General features: G+C 39.1%; 25 protein-coding genes. 21 read left to right on the top strand and 4 right to left on the bottom strand.

Annotated features, from left to right (window positions below):
* The first annotated feature begins 10 nt into the window (after positions 1-10).
* From fabF to J9537_RS09730, 19 genes are all read left to right on the top strand, one after another.
* Positions 11-1,237 (top strand): beta-ketoacyl-ACP synthase II, encoded by a 1,227-nt coding sequence (fabF, locus tag J9537_RS09820; RefSeq protein WP_218256017.1) that lies wholly within the window; start codon positions 11-13, stop codon positions 1,235-1,237.
* Positions 1,238-1,239: 2 nt separating this feature from the next.
* Positions 1,240-1,710: an acetyl-CoA carboxylase biotin carboxyl carrier protein gene (accB, locus tag J9537_RS09815; RefSeq protein ID WP_218256016.1), complete on the top strand. Its 471-nt coding sequence runs from the start codon at positions 1,240-1,242 to the stop codon at positions 1,708-1,710.
* A gap of 12 nt (positions 1,711-1,722) precedes the next feature.
* A complete protein-coding gene (gene fabZ / locus J9537_RS09810) occupies positions 1,723-2,145 on the top strand; it encodes a 3-hydroxyacyl-ACP dehydratase FabZ (protein ID WP_218256014.1) in 423 nt (140 codons plus the stop codon).
* Positions 2,146-2,151: 6 nt separating this feature from the next.
* Positions 2,152-3,516, top strand: a complete 1,365-nt coding sequence (locus J9537_RS09805) for an acetyl-CoA carboxylase biotin carboxylase subunit (RefSeq protein ID WP_010746011.1) — start codon at positions 2,152-2,154, stop codon at positions 3,514-3,516.
* 11 nt (positions 3,517-3,527) lie between these two features.
* Positions 3,528-4,397, top strand: coding sequence for an acetyl-CoA carboxylase, carboxyltransferase subunit beta (gene accD, locus J9537_RS09800; protein WP_218256012.1), 870 nt, complete (start codon positions 3,528-3,530; stop codon positions 4,395-4,397).
* On the top strand, positions 4,394-5,179 hold the full coding sequence (locus J9537_RS09795) for an acetyl-CoA carboxylase carboxyl transferase subunit alpha (protein WP_218256010.1): 786 nt from the start codon (positions 4,394-4,396) through the stop codon (positions 5,177-5,179). The genes accD and J9537_RS09795 overlap by 4 nt, the downstream gene beginning before the upstream one ends.
* A gap of 131 nt (positions 5,180-5,310) precedes the next feature.
* Positions 5,311-6,117, top strand: a complete 807-nt coding sequence (locus tag J9537_RS09790; protein WP_218256008.1) for a transporter substrate-binding domain-containing protein — start codon at positions 5,311-5,313, stop codon at positions 6,115-6,117.
* Between the two features lie 152 nt (positions 6,118-6,269).
* Positions 6,270-7,109 (top strand): transporter substrate-binding domain-containing protein, encoded by an 840-nt coding sequence (locus J9537_RS09785; RefSeq protein WP_218256006.1) that lies wholly within the window; start codon positions 6,270-6,272, stop codon positions 7,107-7,109.
* 12 nt (positions 7,110-7,121) lie between these two features.
* Positions 7,122-7,811 carry an amino acid ABC transporter permease gene (locus tag J9537_RS09780; RefSeq protein ID WP_010746016.1) on the top strand — a complete coding sequence of 230 codons (690 nt, stop codon included), beginning with the start codon at positions 7,122-7,124 and terminating at the stop codon, positions 7,809-7,811.
* An 18-nt stretch (positions 7,812-7,829) separates the two neighbouring features.
* Positions 7,830-8,564 carry an amino acid ABC transporter ATP-binding protein gene (locus tag J9537_RS09775; protein WP_280640439.1) on the top strand — a complete coding sequence of 245 codons (735 nt, stop codon included), beginning with the start codon at positions 7,830-7,832 and terminating at the stop codon, positions 8,562-8,564.
* Between the two features lie 127 nt (positions 8,565-8,691).
* Positions 8,692-9,216 carry a YqeG family HAD IIIA-type phosphatase gene (locus tag J9537_RS09770; protein ID WP_218256004.1) on the top strand — a complete coding sequence of 175 codons (525 nt, stop codon included), beginning with the start codon at positions 8,692-8,694 and terminating at the stop codon, positions 9,214-9,216.
* On the top strand, positions 9,217-10,326 hold the full coding sequence (gene yqeH / locus J9537_RS09765) for a ribosome biogenesis GTPase YqeH (RefSeq protein WP_218256003.1): 1,110 nt from the start codon (positions 9,217-9,219) through the stop codon (positions 10,324-10,326).
* Positions 10,327-10,356: 30 nt separating this feature from the next.
* The gene (yhbY, locus tag J9537_RS09760) at positions 10,357-10,668 is read left to right on the top strand and encodes a ribosome assembly RNA-binding protein YhbY (protein WP_010746020.1); all 312 of its coding nucleotides are present in this window, start codon (positions 10,357-10,359) and stop codon (positions 10,666-10,668) included.
* Positions 10,669-10,754: 86 nt separating this feature from the next.
* Complete coding sequence (locus tag J9537_RS09755; protein WP_376713204.1) at positions 10,755-11,339, top strand: nicotinate-nucleotide adenylyltransferase; 585 nt, start codon at positions 10,755-10,757, stop codon at positions 11,337-11,339.
* Positions 11,329-11,925, top strand: a complete 597-nt coding sequence (yqeK, locus tag J9537_RS09750) for a bis(5'-nucleosyl)-tetraphosphatase (symmetrical) YqeK (RefSeq protein ID WP_218257361.1) — start codon at positions 11,329-11,331, stop codon at positions 11,923-11,925. The genes J9537_RS09755 and yqeK overlap by 11 nt, the downstream gene beginning before the upstream one ends.
* Positions 11,926-12,000: 75 nt before the next feature.
* Positions 12,001-12,357, top strand: a complete 357-nt coding sequence (gene rsfS, locus J9537_RS09745) for a ribosome silencing factor (RefSeq protein WP_278758301.1) — start codon at positions 12,001-12,003, stop codon at positions 12,355-12,357.
* Complete coding sequence (locus J9537_RS09740) at positions 12,357-13,085, top strand: class I SAM-dependent DNA methyltransferase (protein ID WP_218255999.1); 729 nt, start codon at positions 12,357-12,359, stop codon at positions 13,083-13,085. The genes rsfS and J9537_RS09740 overlap by 1 nt, the downstream gene beginning before the upstream one ends.
* A gap of 88 nt (positions 13,086-13,173) precedes the next feature.
* A complete protein-coding gene (locus J9537_RS09735; protein ID WP_218255997.1) occupies positions 13,174-14,313 on the top strand; it encodes a nucleotidyltransferase in 1,140 nt (379 codons plus the stop codon).
* 71 nt (positions 14,314-14,384) lie between these two features.
* Positions 14,385-15,104 (top strand): YebC/PmpR family DNA-binding transcriptional regulator, encoded by a 720-nt coding sequence (locus J9537_RS09730; protein ID WP_218255996.1) that lies wholly within the window; start codon positions 14,385-14,387, stop codon positions 15,102-15,104.
* 57 nt (positions 15,105-15,161) lie between these two features.
* Here J9537_RS09730 and helD read toward each other — a convergent pair whose 3' ends face one another.
* From helD to J9537_RS09710, 4 genes are all read right to left on the bottom strand, one after another.
* The gene (helD, locus tag J9537_RS09725) at positions 15,162-17,444 is read right to left on the bottom strand and encodes an RNA polymerase recycling motor HelD (RefSeq protein WP_218255994.1); all 2,283 of its coding nucleotides are present in this window, start codon (positions 17,442-17,444) and stop codon (positions 15,162-15,164) included.
* A gap of 192 nt (positions 17,445-17,636) precedes the next feature.
* Positions 17,637-19,007: an IS1182 family transposase gene (locus J9537_RS09720; protein WP_218255993.1), complete on the bottom strand. Its 1,371-nt coding sequence runs from the start codon at positions 19,005-19,007 to the stop codon at positions 17,637-17,639.
* Positions 19,008-19,128: 121 nt separating this feature from the next.
* Positions 19,129-19,995, bottom strand: a complete 867-nt coding sequence (locus J9537_RS09715) for a VOC family protein (protein WP_218255992.1) — start codon at positions 19,993-19,995, stop codon at positions 19,129-19,131.
* Positions 19,996-20,012: 17 nt separating this feature from the next.
* A complete protein-coding gene (locus J9537_RS09710) occupies positions 20,013-20,423 on the bottom strand; it encodes a VOC family protein (RefSeq protein ID WP_218255990.1) in 411 nt (136 codons plus the stop codon).
* A 192-nt stretch (positions 20,424-20,615) separates the two neighbouring features.
* Between J9537_RS09710 and J9537_RS09705 the strand changes: the two genes are divergently transcribed.
* Both J9537_RS09705 and thrS read left to right on the top strand, forming a co-directional pair.
* On the top strand, positions 20,616-20,792 hold the full coding sequence (locus J9537_RS09705; RefSeq protein WP_010746030.1) for a 2-hydroxymuconate tautomerase: 177 nt from the start codon (positions 20,616-20,618) through the stop codon (positions 20,790-20,792).
* A gap of 314 nt (positions 20,793-21,106) precedes the next feature.
* Positions 21,107-23,047 carry a threonine--tRNA ligase gene (thrS, locus tag J9537_RS09700; protein WP_218255989.1) on the top strand — a complete coding sequence of 647 codons (1,941 nt, stop codon included), beginning with the start codon at positions 21,107-21,109 and terminating at the stop codon, positions 23,045-23,047.
* Positions 23,048-23,077: the final 30 nt, after the last annotated feature.

The raw sequence follows: 23,077 nt of genomic DNA, 5'->3' as shown, positions 1-23,077 counted from the left end.
ACGGAATAAAATGAATCGTGTCGTAATTACAGGCTTTGGTGTTGTCTCACCAATTGGTAATAATGAAGAAACATTTTTAAATAATTTAAAAGAAGGAAATCATGGGTTCGGTCCAATCACGCGCTTTGATGCCAGTGAAACAGGTGTCACTTTAGCAGGTGAAGTCAAAGATTTACCTTTAGAAAAATATTTTGTTAAAAAAGATACTAAACGAATGGAAACCTACTCGTTGTATGCCATTTATTCAGCGCTTGAAGCGATGGAAATGAGCGGGATTAACACTGAAGAAGAAGATATGGAACGTTTCGGGGTGATGATCGGTTCCGGTGTCGGCGGTTTAGGAACGATCCAGGATCAGGTCTTGAAAATGGATGCAAAGGGTCCGGCACGAGTATCTCCGATGTTTGTTCCGTTAGCAATTGCTAATATGGCAGCAGGAAATGTCGCCTTACGGATTGGTGCGAAAGGTATTTGTACTAGTACTGTAACTGCGTGTGCCAGTGGAACACATTCAATCGGTGAAGCATTCCGTAATATTAAGCATGGCTATTCTGATGTGATCATAGCTGGGGGAGCTGAATCCTGTATCAATAAAATCGGTATCGCCGGTTTTGCGGCATTAACAGCATTAAGTACTTCAGAAGATCCAAATCGTGCATCAATCCCCTTCGATAAAGATCGAAATGGTTTTGTAATGGGCGAGGGAGCAGGTGTTTTAGTCTTAGAATCATTGGAGCATGCTCAAAAACGTGGTGCAACTATCTTAGGCGAAGTTGTAGGTTATGGAGCCACATGTGATGCGTACCATATGACTTCACCTACTCCTGATGGCGACGGTGCCGCAAGAGCGATCACGGCAGCAATTAAAGAAGCAGGAATTCAACCAGAAGAAGTAAACTATGTAAATGCTCACGGGACAAGTACCCCACCTAATGATGTGGCTGAAAGTAAGGCAATTGCGACAGCCTTAACTGACAATGCATATGTCAGCAGCACTAAATCATTGACGGGACATTTATTAGGTGGAGCTGGCGGTGTTGAAGCAGTTGCTTCATTGATGGCACTCCAGCACCAATTTATTCCGCCAACCGCAAATATTCAAGAATTAGATCCAGAAGTTAAGACAAATGTTGTTGTGAACGAAGCAAAAGAAACAACGGTAAATTACGCCGTAAGTAATTCTCTAGGTTTTGGCGGTCACAACGCTGTGATCTGTTTGAAACGCTGGGAGGACTAAAAATGGAGATCAATGAAGTCAAAGAACTGCTGAATCAATTTAATGATTCTAACCTAACCGAGTTTGATTTACGGGAAGGCAGTTTTGAATTATACATGAATAAAAATCAAACGAGTCGTCAAACAGCAGCACCAGTTCAAACCGAGCAGGTTACTGAAGTTGCACCCGTAGTATCGAATACACCAGCAGCTTCGAACTTGGAAGCAGAGTCTACACCTGTTGCTGAAAGTAAAGGGACTGGTCAGGTAATCACTTCCCCTATCGTTGGGATCGTTTATTTACAGCCGTCGCCAGAACAAGAAGCCTATAAATCAGTGGGGGATACTGTAAAACAAGGGGAAACAGTCTGCATCATTGAAGCGATGAAGCTGTTGAATGAAATCACAAGTGATTTCGATGGAACTATCACTGAGATTTTGGTGGAAAATGAAGATGTTGTTGAATATGGACAACCATTGTTTCGTATTAGTTAGGAGGAGAACTACATGTTAACGATCGAAGAAATCAAAGAAATTATTCCGCATCGCTACCCAATGTTATTGATTGATCGCGTAGAGGAATTGGAACCAGGAAAAAGTATCAAAGCAAAGAAAAACGTTTCTGTTAATGAACCGTTCTTTCAAGGACATTTTCCTCACGAACCAGTAATGCCTGGCGTGCTGATCGTCGAAGCAATGGCTCAAGCCGGAGCAGTTGCTTTGTTATCAATAGATGAATTCAAAGGGAAAACGGCTTATTTCGGTGGAATCGATAAAGCAAAATTCCGTAAGAAAGTTGTTCCAGGAGATACCTTAGTTTTAGAAGTAGAATTAACAAAAGTTCGTTCTTCAGCAGGTTGTGGAAAAGGCATCGCCTATGTCGATGGCAAAAAAGTAGCCGAAGCAGAACTGACTTTTATGATTGGATAGATGTCTATGTTTTCAAAAATATTAATCGCCAATCGTGGCGAAATCGCTGTACGAATTATCCGTGCCTGTCGTGAATTAGGAATTCAGACAGTTGCGGTTTATTCGGAAGCGGATAAAGAAGCGTTGCACACCGAGATGGCAGATGAAGCGATTTGTATCGGACCAGCTCGTTCTAGTGAGTCCTATCTAAATATGCAGGAAATTCTAAGCGCAGCGATCGTGACGAACGCCGAAGCCATCCACCCAGGGTTCGGTTTCTTATCTGAAAATAGCTTATTTGCGACAATGTGTGCCGAATGCAACATTAAATTCATCGGACCAAGCGAAAAAACTATTGATGCGATGGGAAATAAAATTCATGCGCGCCAGTTGATGCAAAAAGCAGGTGTCCCTGTAATTCCTGGTAGTGACGGAGCCATCGACACACTGGAAGAAGCAGAGAAATTAGCAGATAAAATCGGATATCCGGTTATGTTGAAGGCTGCTGCTGGCGGCGGTGGAAAAGGAATTCGTAAAGTTCCTACGAAAAATGAACTTGAAAAAAATTTCTTGTCGGCCAAATCAGAGGCTAAAGCAGCCTTTGGTGATGATGCCATGTATATGGAAAAAATTATTTATCCAGCTCGGCATATTGAAGTTCAAATCTTGGGAGATCAGCAAGGTCATGTGATTCATTTAGGAGAACGTGATTGTTCGTTGCAACGAAATAATCAAAAAGTCTTAGAAGAAGCTCCTTCTGTCGTTATTGGTGAAGAAAATCGTAAGATGCTCGGTGATATTGCCGTTAAAGCTGGAAAGGCTGTAAATTACGAAAGTGCTGGAACAATTGAATTTCTTCGAGATGAAGAGGGAAATTTCTACTTCATGGAAATGAATACTCGAATTCAAGTGGAACATCCAATTACTGAGATGATTACAGGCATTGATATTGTGAAGAAACAGATCAAAATCGCTGCGGGAGAGCCATTGGGGTTGAAGCAGTCAGACGTGAAGTTTCATGGACACTCGATTGAATGTCGAATAAATGCTGAAAATCCAGCATTTAACTTTGCGCCATCTCCTGGTAAGATTAAAACACTTCTTTTGCCTAGCGGAGGGCTAGGACTGAGAGTAGATAGCGCGATGTATAGCGGTGTGACAATTCCACCATATTATGATTCAATGATTGCGAAGATCATCGTTCATGGTGAAGATCGTTTTGATGCACTAATGAAGATGCAGCGTGCTTTAGGCGAATTCGTTTCTGATGGTGTAATTACTAACGTTGAATTTCAGATGGATTTAATCAGTCATCCAAGTGTTTTATTTGGTGATTATGATACAAGCTTCTTGCAAAAAACATTTTTACCTGAGTGGCAGCAAAGCGAGTAGGAGGAATATAGGTGGGACTTTTTAACAAGAAAAAAAACTACATTCGAATCAATCCTAACCGCGACAGTGTACCAACAACGAAACCAACTGTACCGGATGATATGTGGGCCAAATGTCCAAACTGTAAACGTACCTTGTATAAAAAAGAAATTGGTACTGAAAAAGTTTGTCCTCATTGCGGCTATAGCTTCCGAATAAGTGCTTGGGAACGATTGGCTCTGACGATTGATGAAAAAAGTTTTATTGACTGGGACAACCAACTAGAACAAAGAAATCCGATCGATTTTCCGGAGTATTTAAAAAAAATAGAGTCAATGAAGGAAAAAACAGGCTTGGATGAAGCTGTACTGACAGGAAAAGCAACAATCAATGGACAAATAGTGGCCATTGGTGTGATGGATGCCAATTTCATTATGGGAAGTATGGGTACTGTTGTAGGTGAAAAAATCACTCGGCTTTTTGAAAAGGCGGTAGATGAAGAGTTACCTGTTGTTCTTTTCACTGCCTCAGGTGGTGCTCGAATGCAAGAAGGAATCTTCTCATTGATGCAGATGGCCAAGATTTCTGCAGCTGTTAAGCGTCATAGTAACGCGGGACTGCTTTATATTACTGTTTTAACAGATCCAACTACTGGAGGAGTTACTGCCAGCTTTGCAATGGAGGGCGATGTTATTTTAGCCGAACCGCAAACCTTAGTTGGATTTGCTGGACGACGGGTAATTGAACAAACGATACGTCAACAGCTACCAGACGATTTTCAAAAAGCTGAGTTTCTTTTACAGCATGGATTTATTGATCAAATTGTTCCAAGAATGATGTTGAAAGATCGTTTATCGCAATTATTGGCATTTCATCAACAGAAGGGCTGGTGTGAAGAATGAGTCTAACTGCTGGAGAAATTGTTAAGTTGGCCAGACATCAAGAGCGTTTGACTAGCCTAGACTATTTCGAAAAAATTTTCACTGACTTTCAAGAGCTCCATGGTGATCGCCATTTTGGAGATGATCCTGCAATTGTTGGGGGTATTGCTAATTTGGCTGGAAAACCAGTCACAATTATTGGTATTCAAAAAGGAGCCAACCTGAAAGAGAACATGGATCGTAATTTTGGACAACCCAATCCTGAAGGTTATCGCAAAGCGTTACGATTAATGAAGCAAGCTGAAAAATTCCATCGTCCTGTTATTTGCTTTGTCAATACTCCAGGAGCCTTTTGCGGCGTAGAGGCAGAAGAACGTGGGGAAGGCGAAGCAATCGCCCGTAATCTTTTAGAGATGTCAGATTTAAAAGTTCCAATCATTTCTATCGTAACTGGTGAAGGTGGAAGTGGCGGTGCATTAGCTTTAGCTTTGGCTGATGAGGTTTGGATGATGGAATACAGTATTTACGCGATCCTTTCACCTGAGGGCTTTGCATCAATCCTTTGGAAAGATGGGAAACGTGCTGACGAAGCTGCTGAGTTAATGAAAATTACCGCTGCAGAATTACTTGAGTTGGACGTGATTGACCGTGTGATTCCTGAAACACTAAGAGGTAAAAAATTAAGTGAGGAAAAAATTATTCGTATGTTGAAAAAATCTTTAATCGAAAAACTCACTGAGCTCTCTCAATACTCAACAGAAGAATTGATTGAGAAGAGATATCAACGCTTTCGTAAATTTTAATCCTCAAAAAGACGGCTATAGCCGTCTTTTTTTATACGTAAATATCCTTGATAATAAATAAATATACATAAATAGGTAGTGAAAACGAAATTATATGCTATACTATTAAAAAAGATTATGGGGGAAGGGTTATGAAAAAAGGGTTGAAGATTGTTTTAGGTATGGTACTAATAGTTTTATTTGCAGCATGCGGTAATCAGAAGGAAGAAGACAAATTAGATACTATAAAAAAGGATGGAGTCATCAAAGTAGCCACTTCACCAGATTATGCGCCATTCGGATTCCATACAACAATGGATGGTAAAGATAAAATCGTCGGGGCTGATATTGAAATGATGGAAACTATCGCTAAAAAAATGGGTGTAAAAGTGGAATGGCTAGATATGAGTTTTAATGCAGTCTTAGCTGCTGCAAAAGAAGGAAAAGCCGATGTAGCGGTGTCAGCAATTTCAGTTACTAGTGAACGTGAGGAAAGCTTTGACTTCACTACAGATTATTATACATCGCCTCAAGTAATCGTTATCAATAAGCAGCATGAAGATGAATTTACATCAATTGATCATTTTTCCGATAAGCAAGTCGGTGCTCAAAAGGGGACCATTCAAGAAAATATTGTAAAATCACAAATGACAGATGCTAAATTAGTGTCGATTGAAAAGCTGCCGAATATTTTCTTAGAGGTAAAAAATGGTTCTTTAGATGGTTTAGTTGTTGAGAAGACTGTAGCCGACGCCTACGTGAGTAAAAATCCAGAATTAATGATTGCGAATATTCCATTGAAAAGTATGAAGGAGGATTCTCTATGTATCGCTGTTCCTAAAGGAAATAAAAGATTAGTAGCGGCGCTTAATAAGCATATAAAAGAGTTAAAGGAAACTGGAGAAATTGAAAAAATGGTGGAGAAGAATAATCAATTAGCACAAGAAAGCGGCAATTAAAATATTTATACATGTACAATTGTATATATACAATATATAAACCTAATTTCGAATTATATCTAATATTTATACAACTATTTGCTTGTTTTATGAAAATTTCATGCTATAATAAATTCATTGAAAAAAAGATTCACTATTTAGGAGGAAACAGGATGAAGAAAATTACCGGCTTAGTAATGACATTAGTAGCACTATTCTCTCTAGCAGCATGTGGAGGAGGCGGAGATAAAACTGCCGATTCATCAAATGCAAAATCAGAAGACCAATTAGCAGCAATTAAGAAAGCTGGCGTATTAAAAGTAGCTACCTCTGCTGATTACGCACCATTTGAATTCCATACAATGGTAGATGGAAAGGATAAGATTGTTGGTGCTGACATTGACTTAGTCAATGCGATAGCAAAAGAACTTGGTGTGAAGGCTGAAGTATCTGATATGAGTTTTAATACAGTGCTGGCATCTTTAAAAGAAGGGAAATCAGATATTGCTATCTCTGCAATTTCTGCAACACCAGAACGGAAAGAACAATTTGCCTTTACTGACAACTACTACAATCCACCACAAGTAGTAATCATCAATAAGAAAAACCAAGACAAATTTACAAGTTTAGATGCTTTAAAAGATAAAAACGTCGGGGCGCAAAAAGGCTCAATCCAAGAAGATGTTGTAAAAACACAAATGAAAGATGCAAAATTAGTTTCAATCGAAAAGGTCCCTAACATGGTCATCGAAGTAAATAGTGGTTCATTGGATGCGATGGTTGTAGAAAAAACAATTGCAGAATCTTATGTACAGCAAAATCCTGATTTGATGATTGCAAACATTGATTTAGAGGCATCTAAAGATGAAGCTTTTGCCATTGCATTGCCAAAAGGCAGTGAAGAATTACAAACAGAGATCAATAAAATCATTAAAAAGTTAAATGATGAAGGCAAGATTGATGAGTTTGTTAAACAAAATCACGAATTAGCCGAAAAATCATCAGAAGAATAGAGGAAGCATGTTTTGGACTTTTCTTTTTTAGATAAATACTTATCTTACTTCGTTTCAGGAGCGGGAATCACAGTGATTATCTCGCTTGTGACAGTTTGTTTAGGGACTTTAATAGGATTGGCTATGGCTCTTTTAAAGCTGTCTAAACATAAACCTTTAAACTGGTTAGCAAATATCTATATCGAAGTGCTTCGCGGTACTCCGATGTTGCTGCAAATCACGATTGGGTTTCTGATTTTACAGGGATTTTTCCCATCTACTGATTTGAACGTCGGTGTATTGACCGTTGGTTTAAATCGTTTAATTCCAGGTATGATTGTTTTATCCTTGAATTCTGGAGCATATGTTGCGGAAATTATTCGTGGGGGAATCACAGCTGTAAACTTCGGACAAACCGAGGCAGCTCATTCATTAGGATTGCGTCCATCTCAAACAATGCGCTATGTGATTTTACCACAAGCGTTAAGAAACATTTTACCGCCTTTAGGGAATGAATTTATTACTTTGATTAAAGATTCTTCTCTACTTGCAACGATAGGAATTAACGAATTAATGGGATCCGCTCAAATCGTTGTTTCTAATTCCTATATTCCATTGGAACCCTTAATTGTCGCTGCGGTTGTTTATTTCGTGATGACCTTCATCACTTCCCGCTTAGTGAACTTATGGGAGAAAAAACTTGGAAAAGGGTATCAGCGATAAGGAGCAGAGGTGAGTAAAATGACAGAAGCATTGATTCAAATTGAACATTTAAATAAAAAATTTGGTGAAAACGAGGTTCTTAAAGACATTTCAGCAGAGATCACACCTGGAGAAGTCGTTGTAATTATCGGACCATCTGGATCTGGGAAAAGTACGTTTTTACGTTGCGTTAATTTATTAGAGGTTCCTACTTCTGGTACGATCAGGTTTGAAGGAACCGATATTACAGATAAAAAGAACGATATTTTCAAGACGAGAGAAAAGATGGGTATGGTGTTTCAACAGTTTAATTTATTTCCTAATATGACCGTTTTAGATAACATTACCTTGTCCCCTATTAAAGTTAAAGGAATGGCTAAACCTGAGGCAGAAAAAATAGCTAAAGAGCTGTTGGAAAAAGTTGGTTTGTCTGAAAAAGCGACTGCTTATCCGCAATCTTTATCCGGAGGACAACAGCAACGGATTGCTATTGCTCGAGCATTAGCGATGCAACCAGATGTCATGCTTTTTGATGAACCAACTTCTGCGCTTGATCCTGAAATGGTTGGGGATGTGCTGCAAGTAATGCAGCAATTGGCTAAAGAAGGAATGACGATGATGATCGTTACCCATGAAATGGGTTTTGCTAAAGAAGTAGGAGATAGGGTAATTTTTATGGACGGTGGAGTAATCGTTGAAGAAGGTACTCCTGAAGAAGTTTTCGATCATACTAAGAATTCTAGAACTATCGATTTCCTATCAAAAGTATTATAAAATTAGTAAGACTAGGCGAAGAAAGCCTAGTCTTTTTTTAAACCTTTGTACCCAAATGTAGAGTTTTCAAAAAATTTGCGTTATAATCAGGTTTTGTAGAAGTATAAATAAAGTTATAGGAGTTGCCATGTTAGATAAATTCAAACCAACGTGGATGGTCGAAGCCATTTATCAAATAACCCCGGAACAATTGAAGGCTCACGGATTTAAAGCAGTGTTAACAGATTTGGATAATACGCTAATTGCTTGGAACAATCCGAATGGGACAAAAGAGCTGATTGATTGGCTAAAAATGATGGATGAGGCAGGAATTCCTGTGGTTGTTGTATCAAATAATAAAGCCAGTCGTGTCGCGAAGGCATTAGAAAGCTTTCAATTGGATTTTGTTTCACGGGCAATGAAACCTTTTTCTGTAGGAATAAAAAATGCGCAGAAACAATTAGGCGTTTCTGAAGATGAGATTGTTATGATTGGCGACCAAGTAATGACAGATATTCGCGGGGCAAGCGCAGCAGGAATCCGTAGTATTCTTGTTCGACCGATTCTTGATACAGATGGATGGAATACGCGGATCAATCGATTTTTTGAACGTCGTGTCATGCATATTTTATTGCGCAAAGACCCTGAAATGAAATGGAAGAGTGAATTATAAATGGAAGAAGAATTATTTTGTATCGGTTGTGGCGCGAAGATTCAGACAGAGCATCCGAATGAACTAGGTTATACTCCACAATCAGCTTTAGAAAAGGGCTTAGCGAATGGTGAAGTTTATTGTCAACGCTGCTTCCGCTTGCGCCACTACAATGAAATTCAAGATGTATCATTAACAGATGATGATTTTTTACGTTTGCTGAATGAGCTTGGAAAAGCAGACGCGTTGATTGTGAATGTGGTGGATATTTTTGATTTTAATGGTTCACTGATTCCAGGCTTACATCGATTTGTTGGTGATAACCCAGTGTTATTAGTTGGGAACAAGGTTGATTTGCTGCCTAAGTCCTTAAAGCGAGGTCGCCTAACTCAATGGATGCGTGAACGTGCCCACGAGGAAGGGCTGCGCCCAGTGGATATTTTATTAACGAGTGCACGCAAAGCAAATGAAATGGCCGAACTATTAGAGAAAATTGAAGAGTACCGGGATGGTCGCGATGTATATGTAGTTGGTGTGACAAATGTAGGCAAGTCAACATTGATTAATCAAATCATCAAACAAACCGCTGGTGTACAAGATTTAATTACAACCTCTCAGTTTCCTGGAACGACATTGGATAAGATAGAAATTCCACTGGATGATGGTCATTATCTTTTTGACACTCCAGGAATTATTCATCGTCATCAGATGGCTCATTATCTTGGAAAAAAAGATTTGAAAATTATTGCGCCCCATAAAGAAATTAAACCAAAAGTTTACCAATTAAATGCTGGTCAAACGTTATTCTTAGGTGGATTGGCTCGATTTGACTTCATTCAGGGAGAGCGCGCATCCTTTGTTGCCTATGTGTCAAATGACATTGACCCGCATCGAACAAAATTAGAAAATGCAGATGCCTTTTATGAGAAGCACGTTGGTGGATTATTGCAGCCGCCACGTCCAGATGAGGTAGAAGATTTTCCAGAGTTAGTTCGCTTTGAATTTTCAATTAAAGAAAAAACCGATATTGTTTTTGCTGGATTAGGCTGGGTAACCGTATCAAAACCAGCAGTAGTCGCTGGCTGGGCACCAAAGGGTGTAGATGTTTTGACCCGAAAAGCATTGGTCTAAAAACTTTCATCTAAAATAAGGGGAGTATTAATGAAACTAAGAGGAAAACAAAAACGTTTCTTGCGTAGTCAGGCACATCACTTACAACCGATTTTCCAAATTGGAAAAAACGGGATGAATGAGGCAGCAATTGTTCAAATTGCTGAAGCGTTGGAGAAAAGAGAATTAATAAAAATTAATTTATTACAAAATACTGATGAGATTGCTGAAGATGTAGCACATGTTTTAGAAGAAAAGATCCATTGTCAGATTGTTCAAATTATTGGACGTGTATTAGTACTGTACAAGGCTTCAAGTAAAGAAAAATATCAAAAGATTTCAAAAGAAGTTCAAAGTATCTAAACAATGATTGATCAAAAATTAAGGGGGAGTAACCGTTGTATCAGGATGTCTTAACGATTCCAAAAGTTGAATCACTAACAGATACTATGCTGCCGAAGAAGCAGGTAGGACTGCTAGGGGGGAATTTTAATCCTATCCATCACGCGCACCTAATGATCGCTGAGCAGGTGGGACAAAAAATGGGATTTGATGAAGTACACCTGTTGCCGAGTTATTTACCGCCGCATGTGGATGAAAAGAAGACTATTGATAGCGAGCATCGACTTGCGATGGTCAAGCTGGCGATTGAAGATAATCCTTTTTTGTCAGTGGATACTAGAGAACTGGCTCGAAAAGGGAAAAGCTATACCTTTGATACAATGCTAGAGTTAACCACAGAAAATCCAGATACGGAGTATTATTTTATCATTGGTGGAGACGAAGTAGCCTATCTGCCTAAGTGGCACCGGATTGATGAGCTTGTGCGTATCGTCAACTTCGTAGGGGTTAAACGGGCCGGCTATGCACTAGAGAGCCCATACCCAATTATTTGGGTAGATGTTCCAGAGATCCAGCTGTCTTCATCCTACATTCGAAAGCAAGTGAATCAGGGATGCTCTATTCGGTATCTGGTACCAGATCGTGTACGAGAGTATATTGCGGAAGAAGGATTGTATCTTGATGAAGTATAGTGATAGATATACAGTAATGGATCGTGAGGCATTGATGCAAGCCGTTCAAATGCGAATGAGTGAGCGACGTTTTAAACATGTGTTGGGTGTAGAAGAAACTGCGATTGCTTTGGCAGAGCAGTTTGGTGAATCGCCAGAAAAAGCGAGTATCGCTGCCTTAACCCATGATTATGCTAAGGAACGTTCAGATGAAGAATTCCAACTTGCGATTGAACGAGGAAATTACGCAAATAAAACAGAGCTATTAAAATATGGTAACGCTATTTGGCACGGTCTTGTTGGTGCGGAGTTTGTGGCTCGTGAGCTGAATATTTCAGATGAGGAAATATTAAATGCGATCCGTCTCCACACAACGGGAGCGGCAGAGATGACGTTGTTAGACAAAATAATTTATGTGGCAGATTATATTGAACCAGGGAGATCTTTCCCTGGTGTTGAAGATGCACGTGTGATTGCTTTGAGGGATTTAGATCAGGCAGTCGCATTTGAAACAAAACATACGCTGGCTCATTTAATTGAGGCGGAGAATCCAGTCTATCCGAAAACAATTGAAACGTATAATCGGTGGGTTGCTGGGATAAAATAATGATTGAATGAAGCAACTAAGTATTCTAGTTGTTTAGAAGAATGTCGTATGGTATGAAAAATAAGGAGGAGAATTATCATAGATAGTAAAAATATGTTAGAAATCGCCGTTAAAGCAGCTGATTCAAAGCGAGCAGTTGATATTGTGGCATTAAACGTTTCAAAGGTATCATTATTGGCGGATTATTTCATGATTTGTTCAGCAAACTCTGATCGTCAAATCAATGCTATTGTAGATGAAATCGTTGATAAAGAGGAAGAGGCGCAAGTAGAGGTTAAGCGTATTGAAGGAAAAGATGGCGGTAAATGGGTCTTGATTGACTTAGGTGATGTAATTGTCCATGTATTTAGCACGTCAGAGCGCGAATTTTATAATTTAGAAAAGCTGTGGTCAGATGCACCACTTGAGAATATCGAGGCTTGGTTAGACTAATGGCTTATGAAACATTTGCTTTTGTTTATGATGAGGTGATGGATGATTCTTTATATCAGCAATGGTTGGATTTTTCATTGCGTCATCTACCCAAAGAAACCAATCAACTATTAGAATTAGCTTGTGGGACTGGTGCATTAGCAGTAGAATTTGCAAAAAAGGATTTTGACGTGACTGGTTTAGATTTATCAGAAGAAATGCTGACACTTGCCAATGACCGTGCTCTTCAAGAGGGGGTTGCAGTCAATTGGATTGCTGGAGATATGCTGGATTTAACGGATATTGGAAGCTATCAAGCTGTAACCTGTTTCTCTGATTCTCTTTGCTATATGCAGGATGCCTCACAAGTTAAGCAAGTTTTTGAAGGGGTCTATCAGTTGTTGAAGGAAGCAGGAACTTTCATTTTTGACGTTCATTCAACTTACCAAATTGACACGATCTTTCCTGAATATTGTTATCACGATCAGACTGAGGATTTTGCCTTTTTGTGGGATAGCTATCCTGGCGATTCGGTCCACAGTATTGAACACTTTTTAACTTTTTTTGTAAAACAGGAAGAGGAGATATTTGAGCGGTTTGATGAATTGCACAAAGAGAGAACCTATCCTTTAGATATGTATCAAAAAATGCTTACTGAGGTTGGATTTAAAGTGGAAGTCTTCGCAGATTTTATGGATGAACATCCAAATGAAAAAAGCAAACGTTGGTTTTTTGTTTGTAATAAGTAACCGAGAGAAATCTCGGTTTTTTTGTGAATTTTTCATTGTGAGAATGTACAGAATAGCAATTAAATGATAGTAAGTGAGGAGTCGAAAAATGCGAAGTTGCGGAATCGTGGTGGAGTACAACCCATTTCATAATGGACACCGTTATCATGCAAAAAAAGCACGAGAATTAAGCGGTGCGGATGTTGTTGTCGCGGTGATGAGTGGTAACTTTCTACAAAGAGGTGAGCCTGCAATCACTGACAAATGGTCTCGTGCAGCAGCGGCACTAGAAAATGGTGTTGATCTCGTGGTCGAGCTGCCTTTTTCATGGGCGGTTCAATCTGCAGACTATTTTGCTAAGGGAAGCATTAAATTATTGCAGGCACTCAAGTGTGATGCACTCTGTTTTGGCACAGATAATGAACACCAATTTGACTATGCGAATTATGGACGCTTCTTTATTGAGAAGAAGCCTGCTATTGATCAATTATTTCATGAGTTACCAATTGGATGGAGTTATCCTGAAAAAATGGCAGAGGTGGTTTCACAGCTCTACCCGAAGGCGCAGAATTTTCCACCCAATCATATTTTAGGATTGAGCTATGCGAAGGAAAATGCGTTGTATGCACAACCGATGGAAATTTTTCCTTTAGCTAGAATGGATCAAGGCTATCACGACGAGTCATTAATCATGGATCAGTTTGCAAGTGCTACAGGAATCCGACATGCAGTATTCGCAGGCGAGGATATATCCGCTTTTGTTCCTAGTAAGACGTTGGAAGCGTTACGAAATACGCAAATATCGTGGTCAGATTTCTGGCCCTACTTAAATTATCAACTTCGTGCTAATTCCTTAAGCGACCTTCGAGAAATCTATCAAATGAGAGAAGGGGTTGAGCATCGTTTAATCGAGCAGGAAGCGGCCAGCTTTTCAGAATACCTGCAGCTAATTAGTACTAAACGATATACTCAGCCACGATTGCAGCGACTTTTGACCTATGTTTTGTTGCAGATCAAAGAAACAGAAATTATCTCTGAGCAAGAAAACTCAATGCTTCATATATTAGGTTTTACTAAAAAAGGTCAAGCGTATCTGAACAAACGAAAAAAACAGTTTACTTTACCGATTGCAGCAAAAATTGGTCAAAAAGAAAAAGAGAAGCATTTTTTGACTTATCGTGCCGATCAGATCTATCAATTGATTCATCAGCAAGAACAAACAATTGGACGATTTCCTATTCAAGCATAAAAATACTTTCCAAAGCTTAAATGAGCCGTTATAATGAGAAAGTATGAAATTAACGAAAGAGAAGTGAAAACATGGGACGTAAATGGGCGAATATCGTAGCAAAAAAGACTGCGAAAGATGCAAACAACAGTAAAATTTACGCTAAATTTGGAATCGAGATTTATGCAGCAGCAAAATCAGGTGAACCTGATCCGCATGCAAATCAAAAATTACGTTTCGTAATCGAACGTGCTAAAACGTACAATGTGCCAAAACATATTATTGATCGCGCAATTGAAAAAGCGAAGGGATCAGGAGACGAAACTTTCCAAGAATTACGTTATGAAGGCTTTGGTCCTAATGGTTCAATGGTAATCGTTGATGCCTTAACGAATAATGTAAACCGGACAGCATCAGACGTTCGTGCAGCATTTGGCAAGAACGGTGGAAATATGGGTGTCTCTGGTGCAGTTGCTTATATGTTTGACAACACTGCGTTATTCGGCTTCTCAGGTGAAGATGCAGATGAAATTTTAGAATATCTGATGGACAAGGAAATTGATGTTCGTGATGTTGTGGATGAAGAGGGTCAAGTTATCGTTTATGGAGAACCCGAAGACTTCAATGCAATTCAAGAAGCTTTGAAAGAAAAAGGGATCACAGAATTTTCAGTCGCAGAAATGCAAATGATTCCACAAAACGAAGTAACTCTCACTGGGGAAGATTTAGAAAAATTTGAAAAGATGATTGATGTGTTGGATGAACTAGAAGACGTTCAACAGGTCTATCACAATGTTGAGTTAGAAGACTAGCTTATAAAAAAACCATTCAACTCTAATAAGAGCTGGATGGTTTTTTATTAAAGCTTTCTATTCGAAAGAAGCCTGTACATATAAGTTTTCGGGAATTGTTTCTAGTAAAGGACTTTTCTTTCCAATGACTAAAAGATTCAGTTCGTGCATCGCACGAGTACAAACGGTGTAAAGAATTAATTTATCTTGCTCTGTGTAATAATTCTCTGGTGAGACGTTCCAAGCAAAGACACGATCAAATTCTAACCCTTTTGCTAAATAAGTGGGAATAATAATCAGACTTTTCTTCATAAAATCTTCTTCATCAGTCAACAACTGTACGTGATCTTTTTGTTCGGAGGTCAATTGATCATAAAGCGTCTGACATTCTTCGACTGTTTTTGCGATAATAGCTGTGCGCCAGTATTTAGCTAGTTCGGCTGTTTCGTCAATTTGATGAATTAACCCATCAATCATTTGACGTGTTTCATTCGCATAATAAACTTTTGGTAGGTCGCCAACTCGTGCAGTTAATTCAACTCGATTTTCTTGAGTCAGAAACTGATTTGCAAAATGAGTGATTTCTTCCGTCGAACGATAACTAGTCGTTAATTCAAAATGCGTCAAAGCTTGATCAGGAAAAATTTCTTCTAAGGAATGAACCATGCTTTCATTACCAAAGACCTTTTGGTTTAAATCGCCGCACAACGTATAGGTTGCTCTTGGATATAAATGACGTAGCAAAGCCACCTGGGCTGGAGAGAAATCCTGCATTTCATCAATAAAAATGAAGCGAGCCTTTTGTTTTACGTCGAGTGGATGAATGGACTTCATCAGAAGAAACAGCAAGGTCCCGTCTTCTAAACTGATATCTTTTCGCTTGAAGTCCTTTAATAGCTCTTCAAGCATAGTTTTCCAATTACCCTCTGTCAATTGATAATCTGCTAATAAACGTTTCGGCAGGCTTTGCAAAAAATGCAAGTATTGCTTCGCATAATTAATGAATCCGAAACGATTGATTTGTCTGCGGAGTGGTCGCAATTTCTTTCGGACGACTTTCTGTGCCATTTGCCGACGCAAACGACGTTCAGCCTTTTCTGAATCTTCCATATCGGGATTATTAATAAAGACAGCGTCAACTAACTCATCCGCTGCTTTTTTGACCCAGTCTTTTTTCATTTCGTCTTTTTCTAAGCCGCCTAATTTTTTTAACAATTTCGTTTGCAACAACTGCATTCGTTGATACATCGGTAATTCAGGATTAGCCTCTTGATACCAACTGCGGATTTGTCGTTTTGAGATTAAAACATCTTGATTTAGCTTGAGGTCACGAAATAATGGGCCCAAGTCAGCGATTCGGTCAACATATTTATACAATTCCTGAACAATTGCAAAACTACTTTTTGCTCGCAGTACTCGATCATCTTGTCCAGAAAGAAAGACTTCTTCGTGGCTTTCTTCGGTATGAATATGATACATAGGTAATAGCGCGCCCAAAAAAGTTTTAAAGGTTTCTGTTGGTATGCCGCTTTCTCCCAATGAGGGTAAGACAGTTGAAATATAATCTGAAAAAATGTGGTTAGGGGAGAACAATAAGACCTGTTCATTCTCTAACCATTTTCGGTTGTGATAAAGCAGATAAGCAACTCGTTGAAGCAAAGCAGAGGTTTTTCCACTACCGGCAATTCCTTCAACAACTAAAACCTTACTTCTCGTATCACGAATGATTTCGTTTTGCGAACGCTGGATCGTTGCTACAATATTTTTCATATGGTTTGAAGAGGCTTCATCTAAGATTTCCAATAAGAAATCGTCATTAATCGCTTCTGAGGTATCAACCATCGATAGTATTTGCCCCTCACGAATTTTGAATTGCCGCTTCAATAATAATTCGATAGGAATAATCGCATCATGAGCTTCGTATTCTGTCTGGCCGAGTGTTCCTTCATAGTAGAGATTCGCGATAGGTGCCCGCCAGTCGATTACGACCGTTTCTTCTTGTGTATCTCTCAAAGAAGCGATACCTAAATAAAGCGTCTCAGCCTCTTGATCCTCTTTAAAATCGATGCGCGCGAAATAAGGATTTTCTCCCATCAATTTCAACACTCTTTGACGTTTTTCTTGTGAAGCGAATGTTTGATAGCGTAAAAGCAGCTCTGCTTCGTGCTGTCGTGTATCAGCCATGGTTTCAGCTAATGCCTCAAAGGAACCACCTTGAATTCTTTGACCAGCATTTTCTAACATATCTGTATCAAATTTTGATTTGGTTTCTTTTTTTTGGCTGTCCAAAAAAGCAATTTCCTGTTGAATCAAAGCGCTTGTTTGCTGGACGTGCTCTTGTTCGTACTCTCTCGCGTTCATTGAGCATCCCCCTTTATTTTTACGTCAACTGTTTATAACAGCATAATAGTATAGCACATAAGAGTAAGGAGAGGCAAAAGGAGAGTTTGCGCAAAAAAAAGAGGAGGGTTCTCCTCTCAGACTGTAGACAAAAGACGACCCAAACTCGTAGTTCGAGTTTGGGTCGTCTTTTTATATGTTTCCTTTCGAAATTCAGAGCAAAAAAAATAAAGGCTCTTTGCCTTTCCATAGCCACGTGGCCAGTTTCTTCAAATTCATTGCAGCAAACACTAGCATCGTATGCGTCGCGACTTTTTCCAAGCCTCGATACTTGGTCCAACGCATCCCATGCTTCTCTTTTGCATCTGCAAATATTCGCTCGATCGTTTCTTTTCTCTTTTTGTAAATCTCTTTATTCAAATCTGTCAGGCGAAGCTGCTCAATTTCATCCATCAAATTCGCCCAAACGTGTCGTGTGATCACTTTTTGATGATTTTTACTTTTCGTGCAGCTTCTTAGCAACGGGCAACTTATGCATTTTTTCGGATTTGATTTGTATTCTCGATAGCCCTCTCGGTTGACTGTAGAAAATTTTAACATTTGATCGTTAGGACAAAGATAGCAATCGTGACACTCATCATAGACAAATTCCTTTTTTGGTAACAACCCTTTCTTTCCTCTCGGGCGTGAGTAGGGTAAAATTGGCCGAAGTTTCCAGTGTGTCAAAAAGTGAACAAACTTCGGGGTCTTATAGCCAGCATCCGCAACCACTCGTTTGATTTCTGGAAAAAGTCTCTTCGATTGTTTGACGAGTTGGAACGCGACTTGACTGTCATGGATATTTCCGGGAGTCACGATCGTGCTAAGAACAAATCCGTTGTCATCGCAGGATGTATGGGCAGAATAAGCAAACTGTTTTTCTCGTTCGCCTTTGACATAGTAGCCACTTTCTGGATCGGCCTTACTTATTTTTCTTTCTTTCAGCTCCACTTCCTTTTCTAAGTCCAAAGTAAAAGGGCGTTTTCCTGCTACGATTCGTTGACGATTGATTTCATCTTCTAATTCATCTTTATAGGCTTTCGCTTCGTCATGAGTCATTTCCTTCGTGAACTTATGTTTATTGGCATTGGCTTTGATGTGCGTCGAATCAAAGTATAAGTTATCTTCTGTCACAAAGCCTGCTTTGACTGCTTGTCCCAAAATATAAGCAAAAATGTCTTCAAACAACGTGGTTTCTCGAAACCTCCGGACATAATTTTTACCAAAAGTGGAAAAATGCGGGATGTCTTCTTCGAAGGAAAATCCTAAAAACCAACGATAAGCGACATTGGTATCGACTTCCTTAATTGTTTGTCGCATGGAGCGAATCCCAAAGAGGTATTGGATAAACACTAATTTGATAAGAATAACGGGGTCAATGCTTGGTCGTCCTAAAGTTGAATAAGTCTCTTCAACAATTGGATAAATGAACTCAAAATCAATCGCCGCATCAATCTTTCGAACAAGGTGATCATGAGGAACCAGATCGTCAATCGTGAGCATCGCGAATTGGTTTCTACCATTCGTATTGTTTTTGGACATCATAAACTATCCCTCCTGTATTCGGTTTCATAAATCCATTATAAAAGAAAAAACTGTAGACAGCATCCATAAAATGGACTTTGTCTACAGTCTGAGAGGAGGGTTCTCCTCTTTTTTGATGAAATCAAAGAATACCGTCATGAGCGCGTTTGATCCTAGCAAGATCAATTTTTTTCATTTTGTACATCTCTTCCGTGGCACGTCGAGCTTTTTCCAAATTTGAATCATTCGTCCACGCCAACAGGTCCTTGTTAACAGTTTGCCAAGAAACACCATAACGGTCTTCCATCCAACCGCATGGCCATTCTTTTCCATTCTTAGTGATTAAGTTCCACACATGATCAATGTCTGCTTGATCGTTAAAATAAAAGTAAAAGGAATTTCCCATGGAAAAGTCAAAGGCGTGTTTTTCAGGGCTATCCATGATAATCAAATCGTGACCCCGAAGCTGAAAGCCAGAGGCACGTAAACGGTCATCTTTTCCTTTTATAACGAAAGTTTGCTTTCCGCCGAAAGTTGTGATCCATTCATCGATAGCCGCTTGAGCCAATCCATAATTTTTATTCGCAAACATAATGCAGGGAATAATCGTCTGTAAGCTCTCTCCCAAGCGAACCTGCCAAGAAACCCCATAGCGGTCATTCGTCCAACCAAATTTGCCAAGCTCAGGATAGTCAGTCAAAGCCATCAAAGTTTCACCGCTCTGATTCAATTGTTTCCAAACGTCATTGAGTTGCTTTTCGTTTTCACAGTTAACAACATAAGAAATGGCAGGAGTTGGTTCGAAATCCGGTCCGCCATTCAATAAAAGAAATTCAGTGCCTGCTAATTCTAAAGTAACGGTTAACAAGTCGCCAATCGTACCGTGTTCATTACTAATAAAATGAGTTTCATTCTTTTTCTTGCTGTCTTCAAATGTTTTCATATAAAAGTCAGCTGCTTCAGCTAACTGACCATCAAACCAGAGACAACAGCTAAATTGCTGTTCCATGACTACTCAACCTTCCTTCAATAAAGATTAATATGCCAAATGACACCATATGGATCTTTTACCATGCCATACAATTTTGCCCAAAATGTTTTTTCAAGTGGTAATAGGATCACTCCGTTTTTTGCCAATTGTAGAAAAATATCTGATGCCTCTTCTTCGGTGGAGGCATTAAAAACTAAAGCAATATTATTTCCAATAGTTATTGGTGGGGCTAATCCTTCAGGACTGTCAGAGATCATCATCGTTGTATCGTTAATTATCAAGCTTGAATTCATCACCAACTTCTTTATTGATTCATCTATCGGATGCTCATCATCCTGAGGCATATCTCCAAAAGTCATAATTTTAGCAGGTTCTGTTTTAAACACATTTTCGTAAAACATAATAGCTTCTGCTGCTTGATCTTTAAAGTGCAAATAAATGTCCATGATAATTCCTCCCATCTTATGCATATACTCTACCATGAAGAGAAGGCTTTCAATAACAATTCGACTTGAAAATATAGGTAATTATTGTATTCATTCGGTTGAAACCAGAAATGGGTTTGCTCTCTCTTTTTATTCTTACTTATGATAAAATATGAAACGATAGAACTATATAAATAAAAGGAGCGATTTGTTATGCCATTTGTTCACATTGAGTTAGTCGAAGGAAGAACAGAAGAACAATTAACGAAAATGGTGGAAGAAGTAACGGAAGCAGTCTCAAGAACTGCCGGAGCACCTAAAGAGAATATCCATGTAATCATTAATGAAATGCAAAAAGGAAAATATGCGCAAGGTGGCAAGTGGAAATAATTCATATTATACTTGCAATTCAAATCAATAAGTGTTTATAATGACTTTGTAATTGATTGATGAAGAAAGACAACTGAACTTGGAGGCTGTTTAACAGAGAGGAAAAGCATGGCTGAAACTTTTCCAGACAAGCACAAGGAATGACCACTTTCTGAGACTTCTGCATAAATGCAGAGGCGGACAGCGCCGTTATCGCTTGTGAGGAGCAGAAACTCTGCTCAAAGATTAGGTGGAACCACGTTTATTCGTCCTAGTACCGTTTTCGGTACTAGGACTTTTTTTATCAATCAAAACAAACAAGGGGGAATTACAGGATGGTAAAAATTTCATTTCCAGACGGATCTACAAAAGAGTTTAACAATGGTATTACTGGCTTAGAAATTGCAAAAAGTATTTCCAGTTCATTAGCCAAAAAAGCATTAGCTGTTGTGGTAAACGGTGAGCTAGAAGATTTGAATCGAGCAATCGAAGAAGACGCGGACTTAAAAATCATCACTGAAAAGGATGAAGAAGCTTTGCCACTTGTTCGTCATTCAAGTGCACACTTAATGGCACAAGCAATTCGTCGCTTATTCCCAAATATGCATTTCGGTGTCGGTCCAGCCATTGAGTCCGGTTTCTATTATGATACGGATAATGGTGAAGGCGCACAAATTAGTGAAGAAGATTTCCCAGCAATTGAAAAAGAAATGAAGAAGATTATCAAAGAAAATCTGCCGATTGAGCGTAAAGTGATGAGTCGAAAAGAAGCTTTAGATTTCTTCAGCTATGACCCTTATAAGGTAGAGTTGATCACGGATCTGCCTGAAGACGAAGTCATCACAGCCTATACACAAGGCGAGTTCACTGACTTATGCCGTGGACCACATGTACCATCAACTGGGAAAATCAAGATTTTTAAATTATTATCTGTCGCAGGTGCTTATTGGCGAGGAAATTCTGACAATAAAATGATGCAGCGTGTTTATGGAACAGCATTCTTTAATCAAGCAGATTTGGATCATTTCTTAAAAATGCGTGAAGAAGCCAAAGAACGTGATCATCGTAAACTAGGAAAAGAATTAGACCTATTTATGATTTCACAAGAAGTTGGTTCGGGACTTCCATTCTGGCTGCCAAAAGGGGCAACGATTCGTCGTATCATTGAACGTTACATTGTTGATAAAGAAATCTCAATGGGATATGAGCATGTCTATACACCAGTCTTGGCTGATACAGGCCTATATAAAACATCTGGACACTGGGATCATTATAAGGAAGATATGTTCCCAATAATGGATATGGGAGACGGGGAAGAATCATTAGTTTTACGTCCAATGAACTGTCCACACCACATGATGATTTACAAAAATCATATTCACTCTTATCGTGAATTGCCAATTCGTTTAGCTGAACTTGGAATGGATCATCGGTATGAAAAATCTGGAGCTTTGTCTGGTTTACAACGTGTTCGTGAGATGACTATGAACGACGCTCATATTTTCGTCCGTCCAGATCAAATTAAAGAAGAATTTCGTCGCACTTTAGACTTGATTTTAGAAGTATACAAAGACTTTGGCTTCGAAGATTATCGTTTCCGTCTAAGCTATCGAGATCCTGAAAATACTGAAAAGTATTTTGATGATGATGAAATGTGGGAAACTTCTCAAGGGCTGTTAAAAGAAGTAATGGATGAATCAGGTTTTGATTACTTTGAAGCGGATGGAGAAGCAGCCTTCTATGGACCTAAATTGGACGTTCAAGTTTTAACTGCAATTGGAACAGAAGAAACACTTTCGACAATTCAATTTGACTTCTTGTTACCAGAGCGTTTCGATTTAACATATATTGGTGAAGATGGAAAAGAACATCGTCCGGTGGTTGTTCACCGTAGTGTCGTTTCAACAATGGAACGATTCACTGCCTATTTGATTGAACAATACAAAGGAGCCTTCCCAACATGGTTAGCACCTGAACAAGTAGCGATTTTACCAGTATCACCAGAGCATCACGGAGATTATGCTTATGAAGTAAAAGATCGTCTAGTTCGTGAAGGCGTTCGTGTCGAAGTTGATGATCGTAACGAGAAACTTGGCTACAAGATTCGTCAAGCACAAACACAAAAAATTCCTTATCTATTAGTTATTGGAGATAAAGAAGTTGAGAGTGCTTCAGTAAATGTTCGTCGTTATGGTAGTGAAGAGCAAGAAGCCCAAGATTTGAATATGTTTGTTGAAGCAATTAAGGATGATATCGACAATCTAAGTCGTAATTAAGCTGAAGGGTCTGGGACATAAATCCTAAGC

Origin of the sequence: Enterococcus raffinosus (assembly GCF_019175485.1) — a bacterium.
GTDB classification, from domain to species: domain Bacteria; phylum Bacillota; class Bacilli; order Lactobacillales; family Enterococcaceae; genus Enterococcus_A; species Enterococcus_A raffinosus.
Note: the sequence above shows the minus strand (reverse complement) of the source record. Positions and strands in the feature narration are given on the sequence as shown.

What these genes read in the sequence shown, in the direction of transcription:
- fabF (WP_218256017.1), top strand. Translation starts at nt 11, where the DNA reads ATGAATCGTGTCGTAATTACAGGCTTTGGTGTTGTCTCACCAATTGGT.
- accB (WP_218256016.1), top strand. Translation starts at nt 1,240, where the DNA reads ATGGAGATCAATGAAGTCAAAGAACTGCTGAATCAATTTAATGATTCT.
- fabZ (WP_218256014.1), top strand. Translation starts at nt 1,723, where the DNA reads ATGTTAACGATCGAAGAAATCAAAGAAATTATTCCGCATCGCTACCCA.
- J9537_RS09805 (WP_010746011.1), top strand. Translation starts at nt 2,152, where the DNA reads ATGTTTTCAAAAATATTAATCGCCAATCGTGGCGAAATCGCTGTACGA.
- J9537_RS09795 (WP_218256010.1), top strand. Translation starts at nt 4,394, where the DNA reads ATGAGTCTAACTGCTGGAGAAATTGTTAAGTTGGCCAGACATCAAGAG.
- J9537_RS09790 (WP_218256008.1), top strand. Translation starts at nt 5,311, where the DNA reads ATGAAAAAAGGGTTGAAGATTGTTTTAGGTATGGTACTAATAGTTTTA.
- J9537_RS09785 (WP_218256006.1), top strand. Translation starts at nt 6,270, where the DNA reads ATGAAGAAAATTACCGGCTTAGTAATGACATTAGTAGCACTATTCTCT.
- J9537_RS09775 (WP_280640439.1), top strand. Translation starts at nt 7,830, where the DNA reads ATGACAGAAGCATTGATTCAAATTGAACATTTAAATAAAAAATTTGGT.
- J9537_RS09770 (WP_218256004.1), top strand. Translation starts at nt 8,692, where the DNA reads ATGTTAGATAAATTCAAACCAACGTGGATGGTCGAAGCCATTTATCAA.
- yqeH (WP_218256003.1), top strand. Translation starts at nt 9,217, where the DNA reads ATGGAAGAAGAATTATTTTGTATCGGTTGTGGCGCGAAGATTCAGACA.
- yhbY (WP_010746020.1), top strand. Translation starts at nt 10,357, where the DNA reads ATGAAACTAAGAGGAAAACAAAAACGTTTCTTGCGTAGTCAGGCACAT.
- J9537_RS09755 (WP_376713204.1), top strand. Translation starts at nt 10,755, where the DNA reads ATGCTGCCGAAGAAGCAGGTAGGACTGCTAGGGGGGAATTTTAATCCT.
- yqeK (WP_218257361.1), top strand. Translation starts at nt 11,329, where the DNA reads ATGAAGTATAGTGATAGATATACAGTAATGGATCGTGAGGCATTGATG.
- J9537_RS09740 (WP_218255999.1), top strand. Translation starts at nt 12,357, where the DNA reads ATGGCTTATGAAACATTTGCTTTTGTTTATGATGAGGTGATGGATGAT.
- J9537_RS09735 (WP_218255997.1), top strand. Translation starts at nt 13,174, where the DNA reads ATGCGAAGTTGCGGAATCGTGGTGGAGTACAACCCATTTCATAATGGA.
- J9537_RS09730 (WP_218255996.1), top strand. Translation starts at nt 14,385, where the DNA reads ATGGGACGTAAATGGGCGAATATCGTAGCAAAAAAGACTGCGAAAGAT.
- helD (WP_218255994.1), bottom strand. Translation starts at nt 17,444, where the DNA reads ATGAACGCGAGAGAGTACGAACAAGAGCACGTCCAGCAAACAAGCGCT.
- J9537_RS09720 (WP_218255993.1), bottom strand. Translation starts at nt 19,007, where the DNA reads ATGATGTCCAAAAACAATACGAATGGTAGAAACCAATTCGCGATGCTC.
- J9537_RS09715 (WP_218255992.1), bottom strand. Translation starts at nt 19,995, where the DNA reads ATGGAACAGCAATTTAGCTGTTGTCTCTGGTTTGATGGTCAGTTAGCT.
- J9537_RS09710 (WP_218255990.1), bottom strand. Translation starts at nt 20,423, where the DNA reads ATGGACATTTATTTGCACTTTAAAGATCAAGCAGCAGAAGCTATTATG.
- J9537_RS09705 (WP_010746030.1), top strand. Translation starts at nt 20,616, where the DNA reads ATGCCATTTGTTCACATTGAGTTAGTCGAAGGAAGAACAGAAGAACAA.
- thrS (WP_218255989.1), top strand. Translation starts at nt 21,107, where the DNA reads ATGGTAAAAATTTCATTTCCAGACGGATCTACAAAAGAGTTTAACAAT.